13 protein-coding genes are annotated in these 15,710 nt (G+C 44.9%); 9 read left to right on the top strand and 4 right to left on the bottom strand.

Annotated features, from left to right (window positions below; all coding sequences use genetic code 11):
- Positions 1–47: 47 nt before the first annotated feature.
- Both treF and DR864_RS25755 read right to left on the bottom strand, forming a co-directional pair.
- Positions 48–1,544 carry an alpha,alpha-trehalase TreF gene (treF, locus tag DR864_RS25760; protein ID WP_229599477.1) on the bottom strand — a complete coding sequence of 499 codons (1,497 nt, stop codon included), beginning with the start codon at positions 1,542–1,544 and terminating at the stop codon, positions 48–50.
- A 60-nt stretch (positions 1,545–1,604) separates the two neighbouring features.
- Positions 1,605–2,861: an MFS transporter gene (locus DR864_RS25755; RefSeq protein ID WP_114069661.1), complete on the bottom strand. Its 1,257-nt coding sequence runs from the start codon at positions 2,859–2,861 to the stop codon at positions 1,605–1,607.
- 254 nt (positions 2,862–3,115) lie between these two features.
- Between DR864_RS25755 and DR864_RS25750 the strand changes: the two genes are divergently transcribed.
- Entirely contained in the window at positions 3,116–3,967 is an 852-nt protein-coding gene (locus DR864_RS25750; RefSeq protein WP_114069660.1) for a helix-turn-helix domain-containing protein, read from the top strand.
- Between the two features lie 21 nt (positions 3,968–3,988).
- On the opposite strand, the gene guaB is transcribed toward DR864_RS25750, so the two are convergent.
- On the bottom strand, positions 3,989–5,461 hold the full coding sequence (gene guaB / locus DR864_RS25745; protein WP_114069659.1) for an IMP dehydrogenase: 1,473 nt from the start codon (positions 5,459–5,461) through the stop codon (positions 3,989–3,991).
- A gap of 371 nt (positions 5,462–5,832) precedes the next feature.
- Between guaB and tyrS the strand changes: the two genes are divergently transcribed.
- From tyrS to DR864_RS25720, 5 genes are all read left to right on the top strand, one after another.
- Positions 5,833–7,137 carry a tyrosine--tRNA ligase gene (tyrS, locus tag DR864_RS25740; protein ID WP_114069658.1) on the top strand — a complete coding sequence of 435 codons (1,305 nt, stop codon included), beginning with the start codon at positions 5,833–5,835 and terminating at the stop codon, positions 7,135–7,137.
- A gap of 226 nt (positions 7,138–7,363) precedes the next feature.
- Positions 7,364–8,818, top strand: a complete 1,455-nt coding sequence (gene rpoN / locus DR864_RS25735) for an RNA polymerase factor sigma-54 (RefSeq protein ID WP_114069657.1) — start codon at positions 7,364–7,366, stop codon at positions 8,816–8,818.
- A gap of 101 nt (positions 8,819–8,919) precedes the next feature.
- The gene (locus DR864_RS25730; protein WP_229599476.1) at positions 8,920–9,558 is read left to right on the top strand and encodes a hypothetical protein; all 639 of its coding nucleotides are present in this window, start codon (positions 8,920–8,922) and stop codon (positions 9,556–9,558) included.
- Positions 9,559–9,613: 55 nt separating this feature from the next.
- Positions 9,614–10,396, top strand: a complete 783-nt coding sequence (locus tag DR864_RS25725; protein WP_114069655.1) for an enoyl-CoA hydratase-related protein — start codon at positions 9,614–9,616, stop codon at positions 10,394–10,396.
- Positions 10,397–10,461: 65 nt separating this feature from the next.
- Positions 10,462–10,755 carry a putative quinol monooxygenase gene (locus DR864_RS25720; RefSeq protein WP_114069654.1) on the top strand — a complete coding sequence of 98 codons (294 nt, stop codon included), beginning with the start codon at positions 10,462–10,464 and terminating at the stop codon, positions 10,753–10,755.
- 4 nt (positions 10,756–10,759) lie between these two features.
- Here DR864_RS25720 and DR864_RS25715 read toward each other — a convergent pair whose 3' ends face one another.
- The gene (locus DR864_RS25715) at positions 10,760–11,278 is read right to left on the bottom strand and encodes an acyl-CoA thioesterase (protein WP_114069653.1); all 519 of its coding nucleotides are present in this window, start codon (positions 11,276–11,278) and stop codon (positions 10,760–10,762) included.
- Positions 11,279–11,493: 215 nt separating this feature from the next.
- On the opposite strand from DR864_RS25715, the gene DR864_RS25710 reads away from it, so the two are divergent.
- The 3 genes from DR864_RS25710 to htpG all read left to right on the top strand — a co-directional run bounded on the left by DR864_RS25710 (position 11,494) and on the right by htpG (position 15,615).
- Positions 11,494–11,793: a muconolactone Delta-isomerase family protein gene (locus DR864_RS25710; protein ID WP_114069652.1), complete on the top strand. Its 300-nt coding sequence runs from the start codon at positions 11,494–11,496 to the stop codon at positions 11,791–11,793.
- Between the two features lie 66 nt (positions 11,794–11,859).
- Complete coding sequence (locus DR864_RS25705) at positions 11,860–13,647, top strand: MutS-related protein (RefSeq protein WP_162794129.1); 1,788 nt, start codon at positions 11,860–11,862, stop codon at positions 13,645–13,647.
- A gap of 129 nt (positions 13,648–13,776) precedes the next feature.
- Complete coding sequence (gene htpG / locus DR864_RS25700) at positions 13,777–15,615, top strand: molecular chaperone HtpG (protein WP_114069650.1); 1,839 nt, start codon at positions 13,777–13,779, stop codon at positions 15,613–15,615.
- Positions 15,616–15,710: the final 95 nt, after the last annotated feature.

Here is a 15,710-nt window from a genome sequence, read left to right as displayed (position 1 = left end):
CCAAGGTTTAAAAAATCAGCGAAAAAATCTTCTCCGCTGATTCGTCATCACTCCTTCATTTTTAAATACACGCCGTTGGTCCAGCCAAAACCATCTTGGTTGGGGTACTCGCCGTCCTGGGCAGAAATATCATCCGTCAGCACATTGTATTTTTCCATCATTTTGCCCGTTTTGGCATAATAAGTCTCATTATTGTTCATCCAGTTGTTTTTGACTCTGGTGGCCAAAGCATCGAGTTGATAATTTTTAAGTCCCTGATAAGCAATCCATTGTAGCGGTGCCCAACCGTTGGGGGCATCCCACTGCTCATGTGTAAATTGGAGCGTGGTTAGCAAACCGTTTTTCTGCAAAAACTTTTTTTCCAATACCTGCGCCACCCGTCCCGCTTGCGCTGAGGTGGAAAGGGAGAAAAACAAGGGGAACGCGGCCGCCAAGGTGCCGTTATCTTTTTGTCGTTTCAGTTTCCAATCATAATCGAAGTAAAACCCCGCCGCTTCGTTCCAGAAAAAAGCTTGAATGGCCGTGTGTCGCTGCGCTGCTTTTTCCTCATATCTGTTGGCTAAAAGTACATTTCCCCCTAATTCATAGGCGCGTTGCAACCTTTTTTCAAGATACCAAAGCAAGCAATTCAAATCGACCGGAATCAGGTCAGTGGTATGGATGGTTTGCATGGTTTGGCTATCTTTAAACCATCGACTACTAAAATCCCAACCCGACTCGGCAGCGGCCCGAAGGTGTCGATACACTTCTTCGGGAGATTGATCCTGCACCTGCGCGGCCAATGCTACGTCTTCTTTGTAGGCTTCGGGCCGGGGCAACGCAATATCGTCCCAATACCGATTCAAAATGCTCCCGTCGGGCAGCCTCACCACGCGATTTTTTACCGTTTGATTAGGCGATAACTCTTCGCATCCGCGCATCCAAAAGGCGTATTCTTTTTCTAATTGGGGTAAATAACGTTGCCAAACTTGTTCTCCTTGGCTTTCGGCCACCAGATTGACCATCAAGGCAAAAAAAGGCGGTTGCGACCGACCCAAATAATAAGTACGGTTTCCGTTGGGAATAAACCCGAGCGTATCAATCAAGTGAGCAAAGTTGTTAACCATGCTTTCCACCAATGCTTCACGCCCCGAAACCTGCAAACCCAACATCGTGAAATACGAATCCCAGTAATAAATTTCCCGAAAACGCCCCCCTGGCACCACATAGCTAAAAGGAAGTGGAATAAGCGAGCCTTGTGATTCTGAGGTAGACGGCTGGCGGGTCAATACCTCCCACAAATCATCTAAATGCTGTTGAATCGGTTTATTAAGGTCGCTTTGATATTCGCTGGCTTGTTCGGCAGGAAGAATAAAATTTTGTTCAATAAAAGCTTTTAAATCAAAGTCAGCCACATTTTTTCGCTGATGATAACTATCCAAAATTTGAGCCAACGACACCTTGGTAATGGCATCAGAAAACGTCTTGGAGTCAGAAAATAAAGAACTGCGTTGCACCGTATCAAACAACGTCTGAAAATTTTCCGCAAGGATACGGTCTGCCATTTGAGTTTCGGGTAAAGTCATTCGTAATCAACGGTTTTAACAAAAACAATCCATGTTTGCTCAATGTCCTCCCACCGAGCTGATTTCAACCGTTGCATTTTTTCCCTGCAAACGGCTGAATAAAATCAATACTAGAATCAACAATCCGATGGGAATCAGTGAAAAGTAAAAGGCAGTTTGCCCGCCGTAATGTTCAAATACATAGCCCGTAATCAGCGAACCAGTGGTTCCTCCCAAAGCCGAAAAAATCACAATCAACCCCGACATCAGCCCGTGTTTTTTTACAGGCAATGAACTCAATATCAAAGAATTGATGGCTGGGTAAATAGGCGCTAAGAACAACCCTATCATGGGAAAAATGAAAGCCGCCAACGGCGCATTACCCCATCCAGTTACCCCACTCGTGGCGGCATTTTGGGCCAAAGGCAGTGCGACCAACACCAAAGCAGCCGAAATGACCAAACAGCCAGTCAATACAAACAACCAATTGAGTTTTTTCAATAACACTCCCGCCAAAAATCGTCCTAATGCCGTGGCAATGGCCAACAGGCTCGCCATCTGAATACTCAATGCATTGGGCAAATGAAGCACTTTGCTATTGAACGTAGGCAACCAACTCATGATGCTCTGTTCAATCAAAACATACGTAAACGCACAAATGACAAATACCAACACCAGAGGCAGAATCATTAAGCGAAACATCTCGGCAAAATCGTCGGTAAAAGGCTTGGCGGTATCTATTTTCAACGATGACTCATCCAGCGGAGTTGACAGCAACAAGATAAAAGCAACCAAGGCGATTCCTCCCAACAGATAGTATACTTTCAGCCAAGCGGTTGGCGTAGAATCATCAATAAATCCGCTGAATAAGAAATATCCAGCCAAAATCCCCACCATAAAAAACGACTCGATAAAATTCATGAGGCTGATGTGCTCTTTTTTGTCGGCTGTAACCAACCCGATGGTGCCGTATACCGAAACTTTAATGAGCGCAAAGCCTGCTCCCGCAACCGCAAAAACGACTTTGGTCATGCCAAAAGAATGAATGGATGGCATCAACAAACAGATAAGCGCATTGAAGCCCAATGCCACGAGCATGGCATTTTTATATCCCAATCGGTTGATATAAGAAGCTATTAAAAAAGACACCCCCGCAATGCTTAAATCCTTAAACGCCTCCAGAATAGAAGCTGAGGTTTCGGAGACGTTGTAGGTACTCTGGACTTGTAAAATCACGGTGCCGACACTATTGAGCAGAATGGCAAAAACAAAATAATTCAGAAATATCGAAAGCTTTACTTTCCAATACGATTGCATAGGGTTTAGGTTAAAACGATGGAAGTGGGAATTGGGAATCAAGGAACGAAACAGGTTGTCGGAGGCTTATAAAAAAAGAAGCGGGACAGAGCCCGCTCTTCAATCATCATAGGGAAGCGAGATAAAGCCAAGACAATTTTTTCATGACAAAGTTCTACTTTTATCTTAAAAAAAAATAGGCTTCTATTGCGCACTTTTTATCCTGTATTAAGATTTTTTACCCTATTTTTGGCACAAATAGCTTAACACAGGCGATGAAAACCGAATTTGAAGTCATTCGTCCCGATGAAGGGAGCTCGTTTCGCATCCTTCACAACGTTGTTTTACCGGAGCTTTTCCGGTGGCAATTTCATTATCACCCCGAATACGAAATTGTCTGTGTCTTCAACGGCTCAGGTCGTCGGCACGTAGGTATGCATTTGAGTCACTATGAAGACGGAGATTTGGTGTTTATCGGCCCCAACGTGCCGCATTCAGGCTTTGGTCAGGAAGCCGTCGGGCCACATGAAGAAATCGTGGTGCAGTTGAAAGAAAATTTATTGGGCGAACATTTTTTGGAAATGCCCGAAATGAAAGCCGTTAAACGGCTTTTTGAGCGTTCTCATTTTGGGATATGTTTTCACGGAGAAACCAAAATTTACGTCAAACAAAGGCTCAAAAAACTGCTGGGCTTACCCCCGTTCGAACGGTTGATGGAGTTGGTCAATATTCTTCAAATATTGGCCACAACTTCTGAGTCTACCCTATTAAACACCGAAGGAATCAAACTCGAAGTAAGTCCTAAAGATGAACTCCGCCTGAATAAAATCTTAAAATACGTTGAAGAAAACTACCAAAAACCCATTGATATTCAAGAAATTGCCTCAATTACCCATTTAACCGTCCCTTCTTTTTGTCATTATTTCAAAAAGATGATGAACATAACTTTTACCGACTTTGTCAACCGATACCGTGTCAATCAAGCGTGTAGGCTACTTTCGACTGACAAAAGCATTACGGACATCGGCTATGAAAGTGGTTTTGGAAACGTGGCCTATTTTAATCGTGTTTTTAAGACCCATAAACAGCAAAACCCTTCGGAATACCGAAAGGCTTTGCAGAAATAATGGTTTTGAAAAATTACGCCCCTACTTAGTAGTATAGTTGGGAGCCTCTTTCGCAATTTGAATATCGTGCGGGTGACTTTCGCGCATCCCTGCCGCGCTGATTCTGACAAATTGGGCTTGCTTGAGCGCATCAATGTCGGGGGCGCCGCAATATCCCATTCCTGCTTTCAGGCCTCCTACCAATTGGTAGACGATGTCTGATACTTTGCCCTTGAACGGTACCCGACCCACAATTCCTTCAGGAACCAACTTTTTGATGTCATCCTCAGCATCTTGAAAATAACGGTCTTTAGATCCATCTTCCATGGCTTCCACCGAGCCCATGCCCCGGTAGGATTTAAAGCGGCGTCCTTCGTATAAGATTTCTTCACCGGGTGCTTCATCCGTACCAGCCAGTAGCGAGCCAATCATCACGGTGCTTGCACCGCCAGCGATGGCCTTCACCACGTCGCCCGAATACCGAATACCGCCATCGGCAATGACTGGAACGCCCGTACCTTCAATCGCCTTCGCTGCCTCATAAACGGCCGAAAGCTGCGGCATTCCGATTCCCGCAATGATCCGGGTAGTACAAATACTGCCCGGCCCTACGCCTACTTTGACCGCATCGGCACCAGCATCTACCAATGCTTTGGCCGCCGCCCCGGTGGCGATGTTTCCCACAATTACGTCCAATTTAGGAAATTGTGCTTTTACACCTTTCAGCGCCTCAATCACCCCGAGCGAATGGCCGTGGGCGGTATCGATGCTTACTACGTCAACGCCCGCTTTAAGCAGCGCTTCCACCCGGCGAATCAGGTCGGCCGTGACGCCCACCGCCGCCCCTACGCGCAAACGCCCAAGGGCATCTTTGCAGGCATTAGGGTGGTCTTTGCGCTTGATAATGTCGCGGTAAGTGACCAATCCTACCAATTTATTGTCTTTGTCAACAATCGGTAATTTTTCAATTTTATATTCCTGAAGTGTGCTTTCTGCTTCTTCGAGGCTGATGCCTTCGCGGGCCGTGATGAGGTTTTCCTTCGTCATTATTTGGGCAACCCCTTTTGCCATATCTTTCTGAAAACGCAAATCACGGTTGGTGACAATTCCGATGAGTTTACTGTTTTTGTCAACCACGGGAATACCGCCGATTTTGAATTCGGCCATGATACGCATCGCATCCCTAAGGGTAGCATCTTCGTTGAGGGTGATTGGGTCAACAATCATTCCGCTTTCAGAACGCTTCACTTTACGAACCTGAGCGGCTTGATCTTCAACGCTCATGTTTTTGTGAATCATTCCGATTCCTCCCTCCTGCGCCATGGCAATGGCTAACTGGAATTCAGTGACGGTGTCCATCGCTGCTGAAATCAGCGGCACGTTGAGACGGATGTGACGAGTAAGTTGTGATTGCGTGTTGGTATCGCGCGGGAGTACTTCGGAGTAGGCAGGTACGAGGAGTACGTCGTCGTACGTTAGAGCTTCGTAAAGGAACTTAGTTGTGTCTGAGAGCATAGCAAATAAACGATTCGTTATTTGCCGCGTAAAATTATGAGAAATTTTCGGGAATGTAAAATCTGGATTGTTTTTAACAAAAAAATAAAATAGCAGATTAGGGATACAAAATAGCAATTAGGTATTTATTCAGGCCCACTTTGTGGTATATATCCTTCATAACAATCTCAAAATCATCAATTTTAACCTTGCTTTCTAGGTTCATCGTAATCATCGTTAAAACACGAAGTGGAGATAAACACCACTTGTTCTTCATCCAAACGCCCAACAATGCTTTCGACCAAATTTGCTACGCTGACCATCACGGCTTCATTTTTAAGTAAAGATAGTAAAATACCATTATTTTTGCGGCTTCAATGGTAAAGACAACAATGCAAAAGAATTTTATTGAAGAACTTCGTTGGCGAGGAATGCTCAACGACATGATGCCCGGGACGGAAGAGCAATTGCAAAAAGAAATTACGGCTGCCTATATTGGTTTTGACCCAACGGCTTCGTCGTTGCACATCGGAAATCTAGCCACCATTATGTTGCTCAAACATTTCCAGCTGTGCGGCCACAAGCCCTATGCCCTCGTGGGAGGTGCCACGGGTATGGTCGGTGACCCTTCGGGCAAAGCCGCCGAACGGTCGTTTTTGTCGGAAGAGACCTTGCGTCACAATGAGTCGTGTATCAAAAAACAACTGGAGAAATTCCTTGACTTTGATGGCGGTTCAAACTCGGCCGAAATCGTAAATAACTACGATTGGTTCAAAGGCATTAGCTTTTTGGATTTTTTACGCGAAGCGGGAAAATACATTACCATCAACTATATGTCGGCCAAAGATTCGGTCAAAAAACGCCTTGAAACAGGTATCTCTTTTACCGAATTTAGCTACCAATTATTACAGGGCTACGATTTTTATTGGTTATACAAAAATAAGCACGTTCGCCTGCAAATGGGCGGCTCAGACCAGTGGGGCAACATCACTACAGGAACAGAGCTTATTCGTCGCAAAGAATCCAACAACGACGAAGCCTCCGAGCACCGGGCCTTTGCGCTCACTACGCCGCTTGTAACCAAAGCCGATGGCACCAAATTTGGAAAAAGTGAAGGCGGCAACGTGTGGTTGGATGCATCCATGACGTCTCCTTTCCAGTTCTACCAATTTTGGATTAACTGCACGGATGCCGACTGTCCGCGTTTGTTGCGCGTATTTACGCTTTATTCAAAAGAAGAAATCGAAACCTTTGAACAGCAACACGCCGAAGCGCCGCACTTACGAATTATGCAGAAAGCCTTGGCCAAAGATGTTACGATACGCGTTCATTCGCAACACGACTACGAGATGGCCATTGCGGCGTCTGACGTGCTGTACGGAAAAGGCACCCTTGAAACCCTTCAACGCATGGATGCGGCAACCTTTACATCCGTTTTTGAGGGCGTTCCTCAAACCATTATCAAACGGACTGAATTAGAAAATTGCCCAACCGTTACCGATTTATTGTCCACTACGACCCACAATGAAATTTATCCTTCCAAAAGTGAAGCTCGTCGTGCTATTCAGGGAAATGCGGTGGGGATTAACAAAACCAAAGTGACCGATGCAAACGCTCAACCCGATTTTGTGCTCCTCCAAAACAAATATTTACTGGTTTCAAAAGGGAAGAAAAACCACCTCATTTTAGTAGAGTAAAACAGTTCAAAAAAAAATATTTTCTAAAAAACGCCTCTTCGAGGCGTTTTTTTTGTCACTTTTTTAAAAAGTAACGTCAAAAGTCAACAAAAAATAAGCGTATCCTTTTTTTGCAAAAAATATTTTCGACATTTATAAAAATTTGGCACGACTATTGAGAACGTCATTTTGTTGATAAATCATCTTCTAAACAAACGCATGGCAAATCTCTATAATCTTTAGTATCATGCAGAAATTAAGCCTAAACCAAACGCTACAGCAGAAGCTGTCGCCTCAGCAGATACAGTTCATTAAGTTATTGCAAATTCCCACGGCGGAGTTAGAAACGCGCATTGAAGAGGAACTAGAGATTAATCCAGCGTTGGAAGAGGGAATGGAAGAGGATATGCTCTCGAAAGATGAATACAATAACGATTCGGAAGATGATTACGCTGATGATTATAACCAGCGCGACGACATCAGTCTGGATGATTATCTTCATCATGATGAATACGCAGGTTATAAAATGTATAGCGACGGCAACCACCCCGAAGAAGACCGGGACATGCCGATTGCGACCATGAGTACACTTCATGACGCATTGATTCAACAATTCGGTTTTTTACGCCTCAATGAGCGCCAAACTGTTATTGGTCTGCAATTGTTGGGAAGCATTGAAAACGACGGTTACATCCGTCGCTCACTGCAAGCCATCGTCAATGATTTGGCTTTTTCACAGGGTTTTTATTCGACCATTGAAGAAGTTGAAACCGTTCTAAAGAAAATCCAGACGTTTGACCCTCCTGGTATCGGGGCACGAAATCTGCAGGAGTGTCTGCTGCTTCAACTAGACCGTAAAGACCCTTTAGACCCGAACGTGACGTTTGCCATCAAAATAATCGAAGACTTTTTTGAAGAGTTTTCGAAAAAACACTACGAAAAAATCCAGAAACGACTTGGCATCAATGATGAACAAATGAAAAATGTGATTTGTCTCATCACCAAGCTAAATCCAAAACCTGGCTCGGTGGAGGGCGAAGATGGGCTAGCGCATTATTTATTGCCTGATTTTTGGGTGAGTAACACAAACGGCAAATTGGAAGTGCATCTTAATTCCAAGAATGCCCCTGAACTGCGCATCAGCCGTTCGTTTGCCGATATGCTTGACACCTACGATAAAAGCGACAAAACAAACCGTCATATCCGCGAAACGGTGACCTTCGTCAAACAAAAATTGGATGCGGCCAAATGGTTTATTGATGCCATCAAGCAACGCCAGAATACGCTTCAGCGGACGATGAACGCCATCGTCAATTACCAATATGAGTTCTTTGTTGATGGTGACGAAACACGTTTGAAACCCATGATTCTGAAGGATATAGCCAATAGAATTGAAATGGATGTTTCGACCGTATCGCGCGTGGCCAATAGCAAAGCCGTACAAACAGAGTTTGGCGTTTATCCCCTGAAATATTTCTTTTCGGAAGGAATTTCAACGGACTACGGCGAAGATGCCAGCAGCCGAGAAGTAAAATCTATATTGAAGGAGTTTATCGAAAACGAGCCCAAAAGTAATCCGCTTTCGGATGATAAATTAGAAAAACTCCTTAACGACCGAGGGTACAACATTGCCCGCCGAACGGTGGCAAAATACCGTGAGCAACTCAACATTCCGGTAGCCCGTTTGAGAAAGCAACTTTAGGGTTTTAGTAGTAGTTATCTGTTAATAGTGTAATTTTACACCCTGATATGTTTGGCAGTTCCCAAACAATAACCAGTAACAGATAACCACCTACGCTACCCTTGAATACACGCCTTGCACAGGTCATTTCTATCCTGTTTCACCCATTGTTGATGCCTACTTTCTTGTTGGGCTTGTTATTTTTTGCCGCACCTGATGTTTTGGGTATCGACGTACTCGCTCCCGCTGTGCGCATCACGCTATTAGGGTTTGTCAGCATGACTACCTTTGTGATACCTTCATTGGGAATTTACTATCTATACCGGGCCAAATACATCAAAAGCCTGCACTTGGATGACTTGGCCGACCGTCGGCTCCCGTATTTTCTTTCGACGCTTTTTTATGCTTTTGCTACTTATTTTTTCAGTTTCAGCCTACCCCCATTATCAGAAATTGCCCCCGAAATCGGGATAGTGTTGGGAAGTATCACGGTCTCGATTGGGATGGTAGGACTAATTAGTCTTTATTGGAAAATTAGCGCCCATTCCGTCGGTATAGGGGGAATGTTGGGAGCAGTGTTGGGCATTATTGTAAAATTTGGCCATACCAATCTCATGTATTCGTTCATTGCGCTCATTTTGATGACGGGCTTTTTGATCAGCGCCCGCCTCAAACTCAACGCCCATACCCCGGCTCAAGTAGCAGCGGGGCTTTTTTTGGGCGTTTCTATAAGTTTAGTGACTGTTTGGTGGTTTGTATAACAAACCTCTCGTTACCAACGTTTTACTATTGCTTTATCCTGTAAATAACCTATCGATGAACTTCGACAATATTTTATTTGAACCGTTTGCTGGCGTAGCTCGCATCACCCTCAATCGCCCTCAAGTTTACAATGCCCTCAGCCCAGGTTTATTGCAAGATATTACAGCTGCAATAAATGCCGCCGCCGAAGACGATGCCGTTCGGGTAGTGGTCATTACGGGTGCGGGTGAAAAAGCCTTTTGTTCAGGAGCCGATTTGAAAGAAGGAATGGCAGGGGCTAAAAGTCTAGGCGACTCACTGCGTACCAACTACAATCCCATGATTATGGCCATCCGTTCCATTCCCAAACCCGTTATTTGCCGATTAAACGGGGTAGCAGCGGGGGCGGGATGCTCCTTAGCACTCGCTTGTGATGTGGTCATCGCCTCTGAAGAAGCCTATTTGAGCCAGATTTTTGTCAACATCGGCCTGATGCCCGATGCCGGTTCAACATTCTTTTTGCCCCGATTGGTCGGGATGCAACGCGCTTTTGAGTTGGCAAGTACCGGACGAAAAGTTTCGGCCGTCGAAGCCGTGCAAATGGGTCTCATTTACCGTGCGGTTCCTTCAAGTGAGTTGGACTTGGTCGTGAGCGAAGTCGTAAGTTATTACCGAAATGCACCCACCAAGGCGATTGGGGCCATGAAACAGGTACTTAATCAATCACTTAATTCCAATCTGGAGCAAATGCTTGAACTGGAAGCCGAGCGCCAGGATGAACTAAGCCGTACTTACGACGCTTCCGAAGGAATTATGGCATTTTTACAGAAAAGAAAGGCTGTTTATCGGGGAAAATAAACGCAGAAAGCAACCAGAAGTGAAAAACCAGAATGCAGAACTGACTCCTCAACCCTCCTCATGACATGCTTATACGAATTGTCCGTATGACTTTTCAACCCGAAAAAGTCGATGATTTTTTAGACATTTTTGACCGCTCAAAACACAAGATTCGCGCCATGCCCGGCTGCCGTCACCTTGAGTTGCTGAGTGATTATGATCATCCCAACGTTTTCATCACCAACAGTCATTGGGACGATGCAACCGCTTTGAACAACTACCGTAACTCGGAATTATTCAAAGATACATGGGCAAAGACCAAGGTGCTTTTTTCTGAAAAACCCCTGGCCTTTTCATCACGAAAAATAGGAACGGTTTGATGGCTTATTCGCCAAAAAGTGCTTTCAACTCGGTAGCTTCCGACGGTTTCATACGCCCCGCCAATACTAAGCGCAACTGCCGGCGACGCAAAGCGCTATGAAACAGTTCTTTTTCTTCTTCCGTTTCGGTAATTACGGGTGCAACTTCAATCGGGCGACCACTTTGGTCAACAGCCACAAAGGTGTAGAAAGCGGCGTTGGTATGAATGGCTTTTTCGCCCGCTGAAAGATTCTGCGCGCTTACTTTGATGTGTACTTCCATGGAAGACGTAAAAGCGCGCGTTACCTGCGCCTCAAACGTTACAATATTTCCTAGTTTAATGGGTTCAGCAAACGACACATTATCTACCGAAGCGGTAACGACCGTTCTGTGGGCGTGTTTTTGAGCGGTTATGGCCGCGCAAATATCCATCCAATGCAGCAAGCGCCCGCCCATTAGGTTGTTGAGGGTATTGGTATCATTGGGCAATACCATTTCGGTCATAATAGTGTGAGATTCGCTGGCTTTTCTGGGCAGTGGCATGAAAAATTCAATGGTTTTAGTGGTTGAGAACGCAAAACAACAAAAAAATAAATGATTTTTTTGGTCTGCTTTCGTAATTCTGACGAAGCAAATACAGTCTTACGAACCATTTCATTCGTACGGCTGTTACGTTGAAGTCCACATATTCTTGCCCTAAACAATACAAGGTGGATTAATAAGGCAGTTTATAATTCACCCCCAAACTTGCATCCAATATGAGCCAATTTATGGTTGAGTTTATTCTTCCTGAGGAAACAACGGAGGAATTTATCGCAAAAATCCCCCGTCAACGATTGAAAATCAACAAGTTGATGGAAAAGGGAAAAATAACTTCTTATTCACTCGCTTCCGACCGCTCCAAGTTGTGGTGCGTTATCAAAGCCGAAAATGACATAGAAGTGATGGAGATTATTGCCGAGTTTCCGCTGATTGGCTATATGCAGGCGACCATAAGCGAGTTGATGTTCAACAATACCGCTACTGCTGTAAAACTGCCTCTTTATTCGCTGAATTAAGCCATTTTATCGCAGGAGTTCTGATAATCCGAAAGGGTATTGCTACCTTTGCGGGCAAAAACAGCCGTGACCCCTTCCGAAATTTTTCATCATCGTCAAGCCCAATTTAAAGAACAGGCCGACGCTTTTCAGAAAACCTATAATCAACTCTCGACCATCCGCCTCATTGTGTTCATTGGGGCAATCGTGGCTGTTTGGCAATTACTCCCTTTTTCTTTGTGGGTTCCCGTCACGGCGGGGGGCGTTGGGCTCGTCATTTTCGCCTTTATTCTACGTAAGCATCAAGCCACTAGACACCAACTAAAGCTGCACCGTGCGTTGACCACACTCAACGCCGACGAAACAGAGCGCCTTTCTTTGCGTTTTTCTCGCCCCCAAACGGGGGAGGAGTTTTCCATCAAAAACCACATTTATAGCAACGACCTCGATATTTTTGGACCTCATTCTTTGTTTAAGTTGCTCAACCGAGCGCACACGCGGGTAGGAATGCAAACTTTAGCCAATTGGCTGCTCGGCCCGGCCGACCCAATCGAAATTGCGGTGCGACAGGTAGCCATACAAGAACTTACGCCTTTGCTGGATTGGCGCCAGGAGCTGGAAGCAAATGCCCGGTTGGAAAAACAAATTGCCGAACCAACTGATTTTTTGGAACATTGGCTTCATGCGGGTGAAAATGAGTCCATACTGAGATGGAAAAAACTCCGTTGGCTGCCGTTGCTCACCATCGGCTTCATTATCGGGGCATTTACAGGCTTTATACCTTGGTCGGTAGTACTCCTTTTGTTGGGTTTCCATAGCTTTATTTTGAGTAAATTAAATCCTTCGGTCAAAGCCTATGCGGAGCAATCACAGGGGATTGTAGACACCCTAAAAGCCCTTGGTGTATTACTCAAAAAGATTGAAAATCAACCTTTTCAGTCTGTAAAACTCAAACAACTTCAGTATCAGTTACAATCAGGAAGCACCACGGCATCTAAGCAGATTGATACCCTCGCATCCGTCACCGAAAGCCTCAACTTTCGACTTAATCCTTATTTCATGCTGGCCATCGGGCTGCCGACTTTGTGGGATTTGCAATGGATGACGAAGCTGGAAGCTTGGAAAAAAACGCACCGCCACGACCTTGCCAAGTGGCTCTCGGTGGCGGGTGAGATCGAGACCTTGTGCAGTTTAGCGGGTTTTTCCTACGCTAATCCGCAATATCCGTTTGCAGAAATTTCTTCCGAATCCTTTGAATTTAAAGCACAACAGGCGGGACATCCGTTAATACACCCCGACAAAAGGGTTTGTAATGATTTTGAGCTTAGCTATGTGGGGCAAACGGCCATCATTACGGGGTCCAATATGTCTGGGAAAAGCACTTTTTTACGAACACTAAGCCTCAACACGGTCCTTGCGCTGGCAGGCTCAACGGTTTGTGCAGCGGCTTTTACGTGTTCACCCGTTCGGGTATTTACAAGTATGCGAACGCAGGATTCACTCGAAGAAAATACCTCTTCTTTTTATGCCGAGCTCAAGCGGTTGGAAGCGTTGCTGCAACTTGCCAAATCATCCCACATTCCCGTTTTTTACTTTTTAGATGAAATCCTGAAAGGAACCAATTCGGTCGACCGTCACAAAGGAGCGGAAGCCTTGATTCGGCAACTGCATTTATTGCACTGCTCAGGGTTTGTTTCCACGCACGATTTAGAACTGGGAATGATGTCGTCGGTGCATGATTACATCCATAATTATAGCTTTTATTCGACGTTTGCCGACGGTCAGCTTCACTTCGATTATCGCCTGCAAGAGGGGGTTTGTCGGGAGTTCAACGCCACGGCCTTGATGCGCCAAATTGGGATTGAGATTCAGTAATGCTTCCTTTTATGACCGCTTATTTCTTTAGGATAACTAATTTCTGACAATCTGTCAGAAATCTACGCCTTGGAATAAAAATTGACTGGTTGTCAATCGTCATAACATTTAATCACTTAAACATTGATTATGGAAGCAACTACATCAGCGGCCGAAAAAGGTCAATTGTCGATTCATACCGACAATATTTTCCCAATTATCAAAAAATTCCTCTATTCTGATCACGAAATATTTTTGCGTGAGTTGGTTTCTAACGCCGTAGACGCCACCCAAAAACTCAAAAAACTGGCAGGTTTCGGTGAATTCAATGGTGAATTGGGCGAACTGAAAGTAACGGTAAAACTGGACGCAGAAGCCAAAACCATTACCATCAGCGACCGAGGTATCGGGATGACGGCCGACGAAATCAAAAAATATATCAATCAGATTGCGTTTTCGGGAGCCGCCGAATTTGTGGAGAAATACAAAGAAAAAGAAGACACGCGCGGCAACATCATCGGAAACTTCGGACTTGGATTTTATTCTTCGTTCATGGTGGCGAGAGAAGTCGAAATCATCACAAAATCTTTTCAGGAAGGTGCCGAAGCCGTACGCTGGACCTGCGATGGCTCAACAGAATTTAGCATCGAACCCGCCCAAAAAGAAGACCGAGGAACCGACATCATTCTGCACATTGCCGAAGATTCGGAAGAGTTTTTGATGAAATATCGTCTCAACGAGATTTTGGAGAAATACGGCAAATTCCTGCCAGTAGAGATTGAATTTGACGAAAAAATCATCAACAATCCGAATCCAATCTGGACTAAGCAACCTTCTGAACTGAAAGACGAAGACTACATTGCGTTCTACAAGGAACTGCACCCGATGAGCGAAGATCCTTTGTTTTGGATTCACCTCAACGTCGATTATCCGTTCAATCTTACGGGAGTTTTGTATTTTCCAAAACTCAAAAACGACTTTTCCATCAAGAAGGAAAAAATCCAACTCTATAGCCGTCAGGTGTTTATCACGGATGAGGTAAAAGATGTCGTACCCGATTTCTTACAATTGCTCCATGGCGTGATTGACTCACCAGATATTCCGCTCAACGTGTCTCGCAGTTATTTGCAGTCGGATTCAAACGTAAAAAAAATCAACGGATATATTACGCGTAAGGTAGCCGACAAGCTTTCTGAAATCTTCCGCAACGACCGTGAAGGTTTTGAGAAGAAGTTTGATGACATCGGACTATTTGTAAAATATGGTATGATTTCAGACGACAAATTCGGCGAAAAAGCCAAAGAATTCTGCCTCGTTAAAAACCTAGCTGGTAAGCACTTTACGTTTGAAGAATACACCGAAAAAGTTAAAGAAAATCAAACCGATAAAGGCGGCACAGTGGTATGGCTGTACGCAAGTGACGTGCAAAAGCAAGACACTTATATTCAATCTGCGCAAAAACGCGGCTACGATGTACTGATTTTTGACAGCGTCATTGACCCGCACTTTATCAACGGTATTGAGTACAAAATCGAGAAAACCAGCATTAAGCGCGTCGATGCCGATACGTTGGATAAGCTGATTGAGAAAGAAATCAAGCTCGAAAGTGTACTTTCAAAAGACGACGAAGAGCGCGCTAAAAAGCTGTTTGAAGAAACCCTTGGCGGAGCGCCTAAGCTCACGATTACGGTTGAAGCCATGCCTACGGACGAAATGCCCGTAGTCATTACGATTCCCGAGTTTATTCGTCGTATGAACGATATGGCAGCTACCTCGGGGCAAAAATCAATGTTTGGCGATATGCCGACGATGCTCAACTTGGCCATCAACGCAAACCACCCCGTTACGCAAAAAGTCCTGAACGCTACTGACCCATCAGACGCCTCTGCCCTGATTCGTCACGCTTATAACTTGGCCTTATTGTCGCAGGGAATGTTGTCGGGTAGCGACCTGACGGCCTTCGTTCAGCAAGCTGTTTCGAGATTGTAATTTATAACGCCGCCGCGTCCGACTGTTCTAAACTGTCAGACGCTAAAGAAGTATTCGGCATAAAAAAGCCGCGTTGCAACCATTTTGCATCGCGG

The sequence above is a fragment of the Runella rosea genome, assembly GCF_003325355.1.
Lineage (GTDB): Bacteria > Bacteroidota > Bacteroidia > Cytophagales > Spirosomataceae > Runella > Runella rosea.
Note: the sequence above shows the minus strand (reverse complement) of the source record. Positions and strands in the feature narration are given on the sequence as shown.

Coding starts and splice junctions, on each gene's coding strand:
- treF (WP_229599477.1), bottom strand. CDS start 1,544: ATGGCAGACCGTATCCTTGCGGAAAATTTTCAGACGTTGTTTGATACG.
- DR864_RS25755 (WP_114069661.1), bottom strand. CDS start 2,861: ATGCAATCGTATTGGAAAGTAAAGCTTTCGATATTTCTGAATTATTTT.
- DR864_RS25750 (WP_114069660.1), top strand. CDS start 3,116: ATGAAAACCGAATTTGAAGTCATTCGTCCCGATGAAGGGAGCTCGTTT.
- guaB (WP_114069659.1), bottom strand. CDS start 5,461: ATGCTCTCAGACACAACTAAGTTCCTTTACGAAGCTCTAACGTACGAC.
- tyrS (WP_114069658.1), top strand. CDS start 5,833: ATGCAAAAGAATTTTATTGAAGAACTTCGTTGGCGAGGAATGCTCAAC.
- rpoN (WP_114069657.1), top strand. CDS start 7,364: ATGCAGAAATTAAGCCTAAACCAAACGCTACAGCAGAAGCTGTCGCCT.
- DR864_RS25725 (WP_114069655.1), top strand. CDS start 9,614: ATGAACTTCGACAATATTTTATTTGAACCGTTTGCTGGCGTAGCTCGC.
- DR864_RS25720 (WP_114069654.1), top strand. CDS start 10,462: ATGCTTATACGAATTGTCCGTATGACTTTTCAACCCGAAAAAGTCGAT.
- DR864_RS25715 (WP_114069653.1), bottom strand. CDS start 11,278: ATGCCACTGCCCAGAAAAGCCAGCGAATCTCACACTATTATGACCGAA.
- DR864_RS25710 (WP_114069652.1), top strand. CDS start 11,494: ATGAGCCAATTTATGGTTGAGTTTATTCTTCCTGAGGAAACAACGGAG.
- htpG (WP_114069650.1), top strand. CDS start 13,777: ATGGAAGCAACTACATCAGCGGCCGAAAAAGGTCAATTGTCGATTCAT.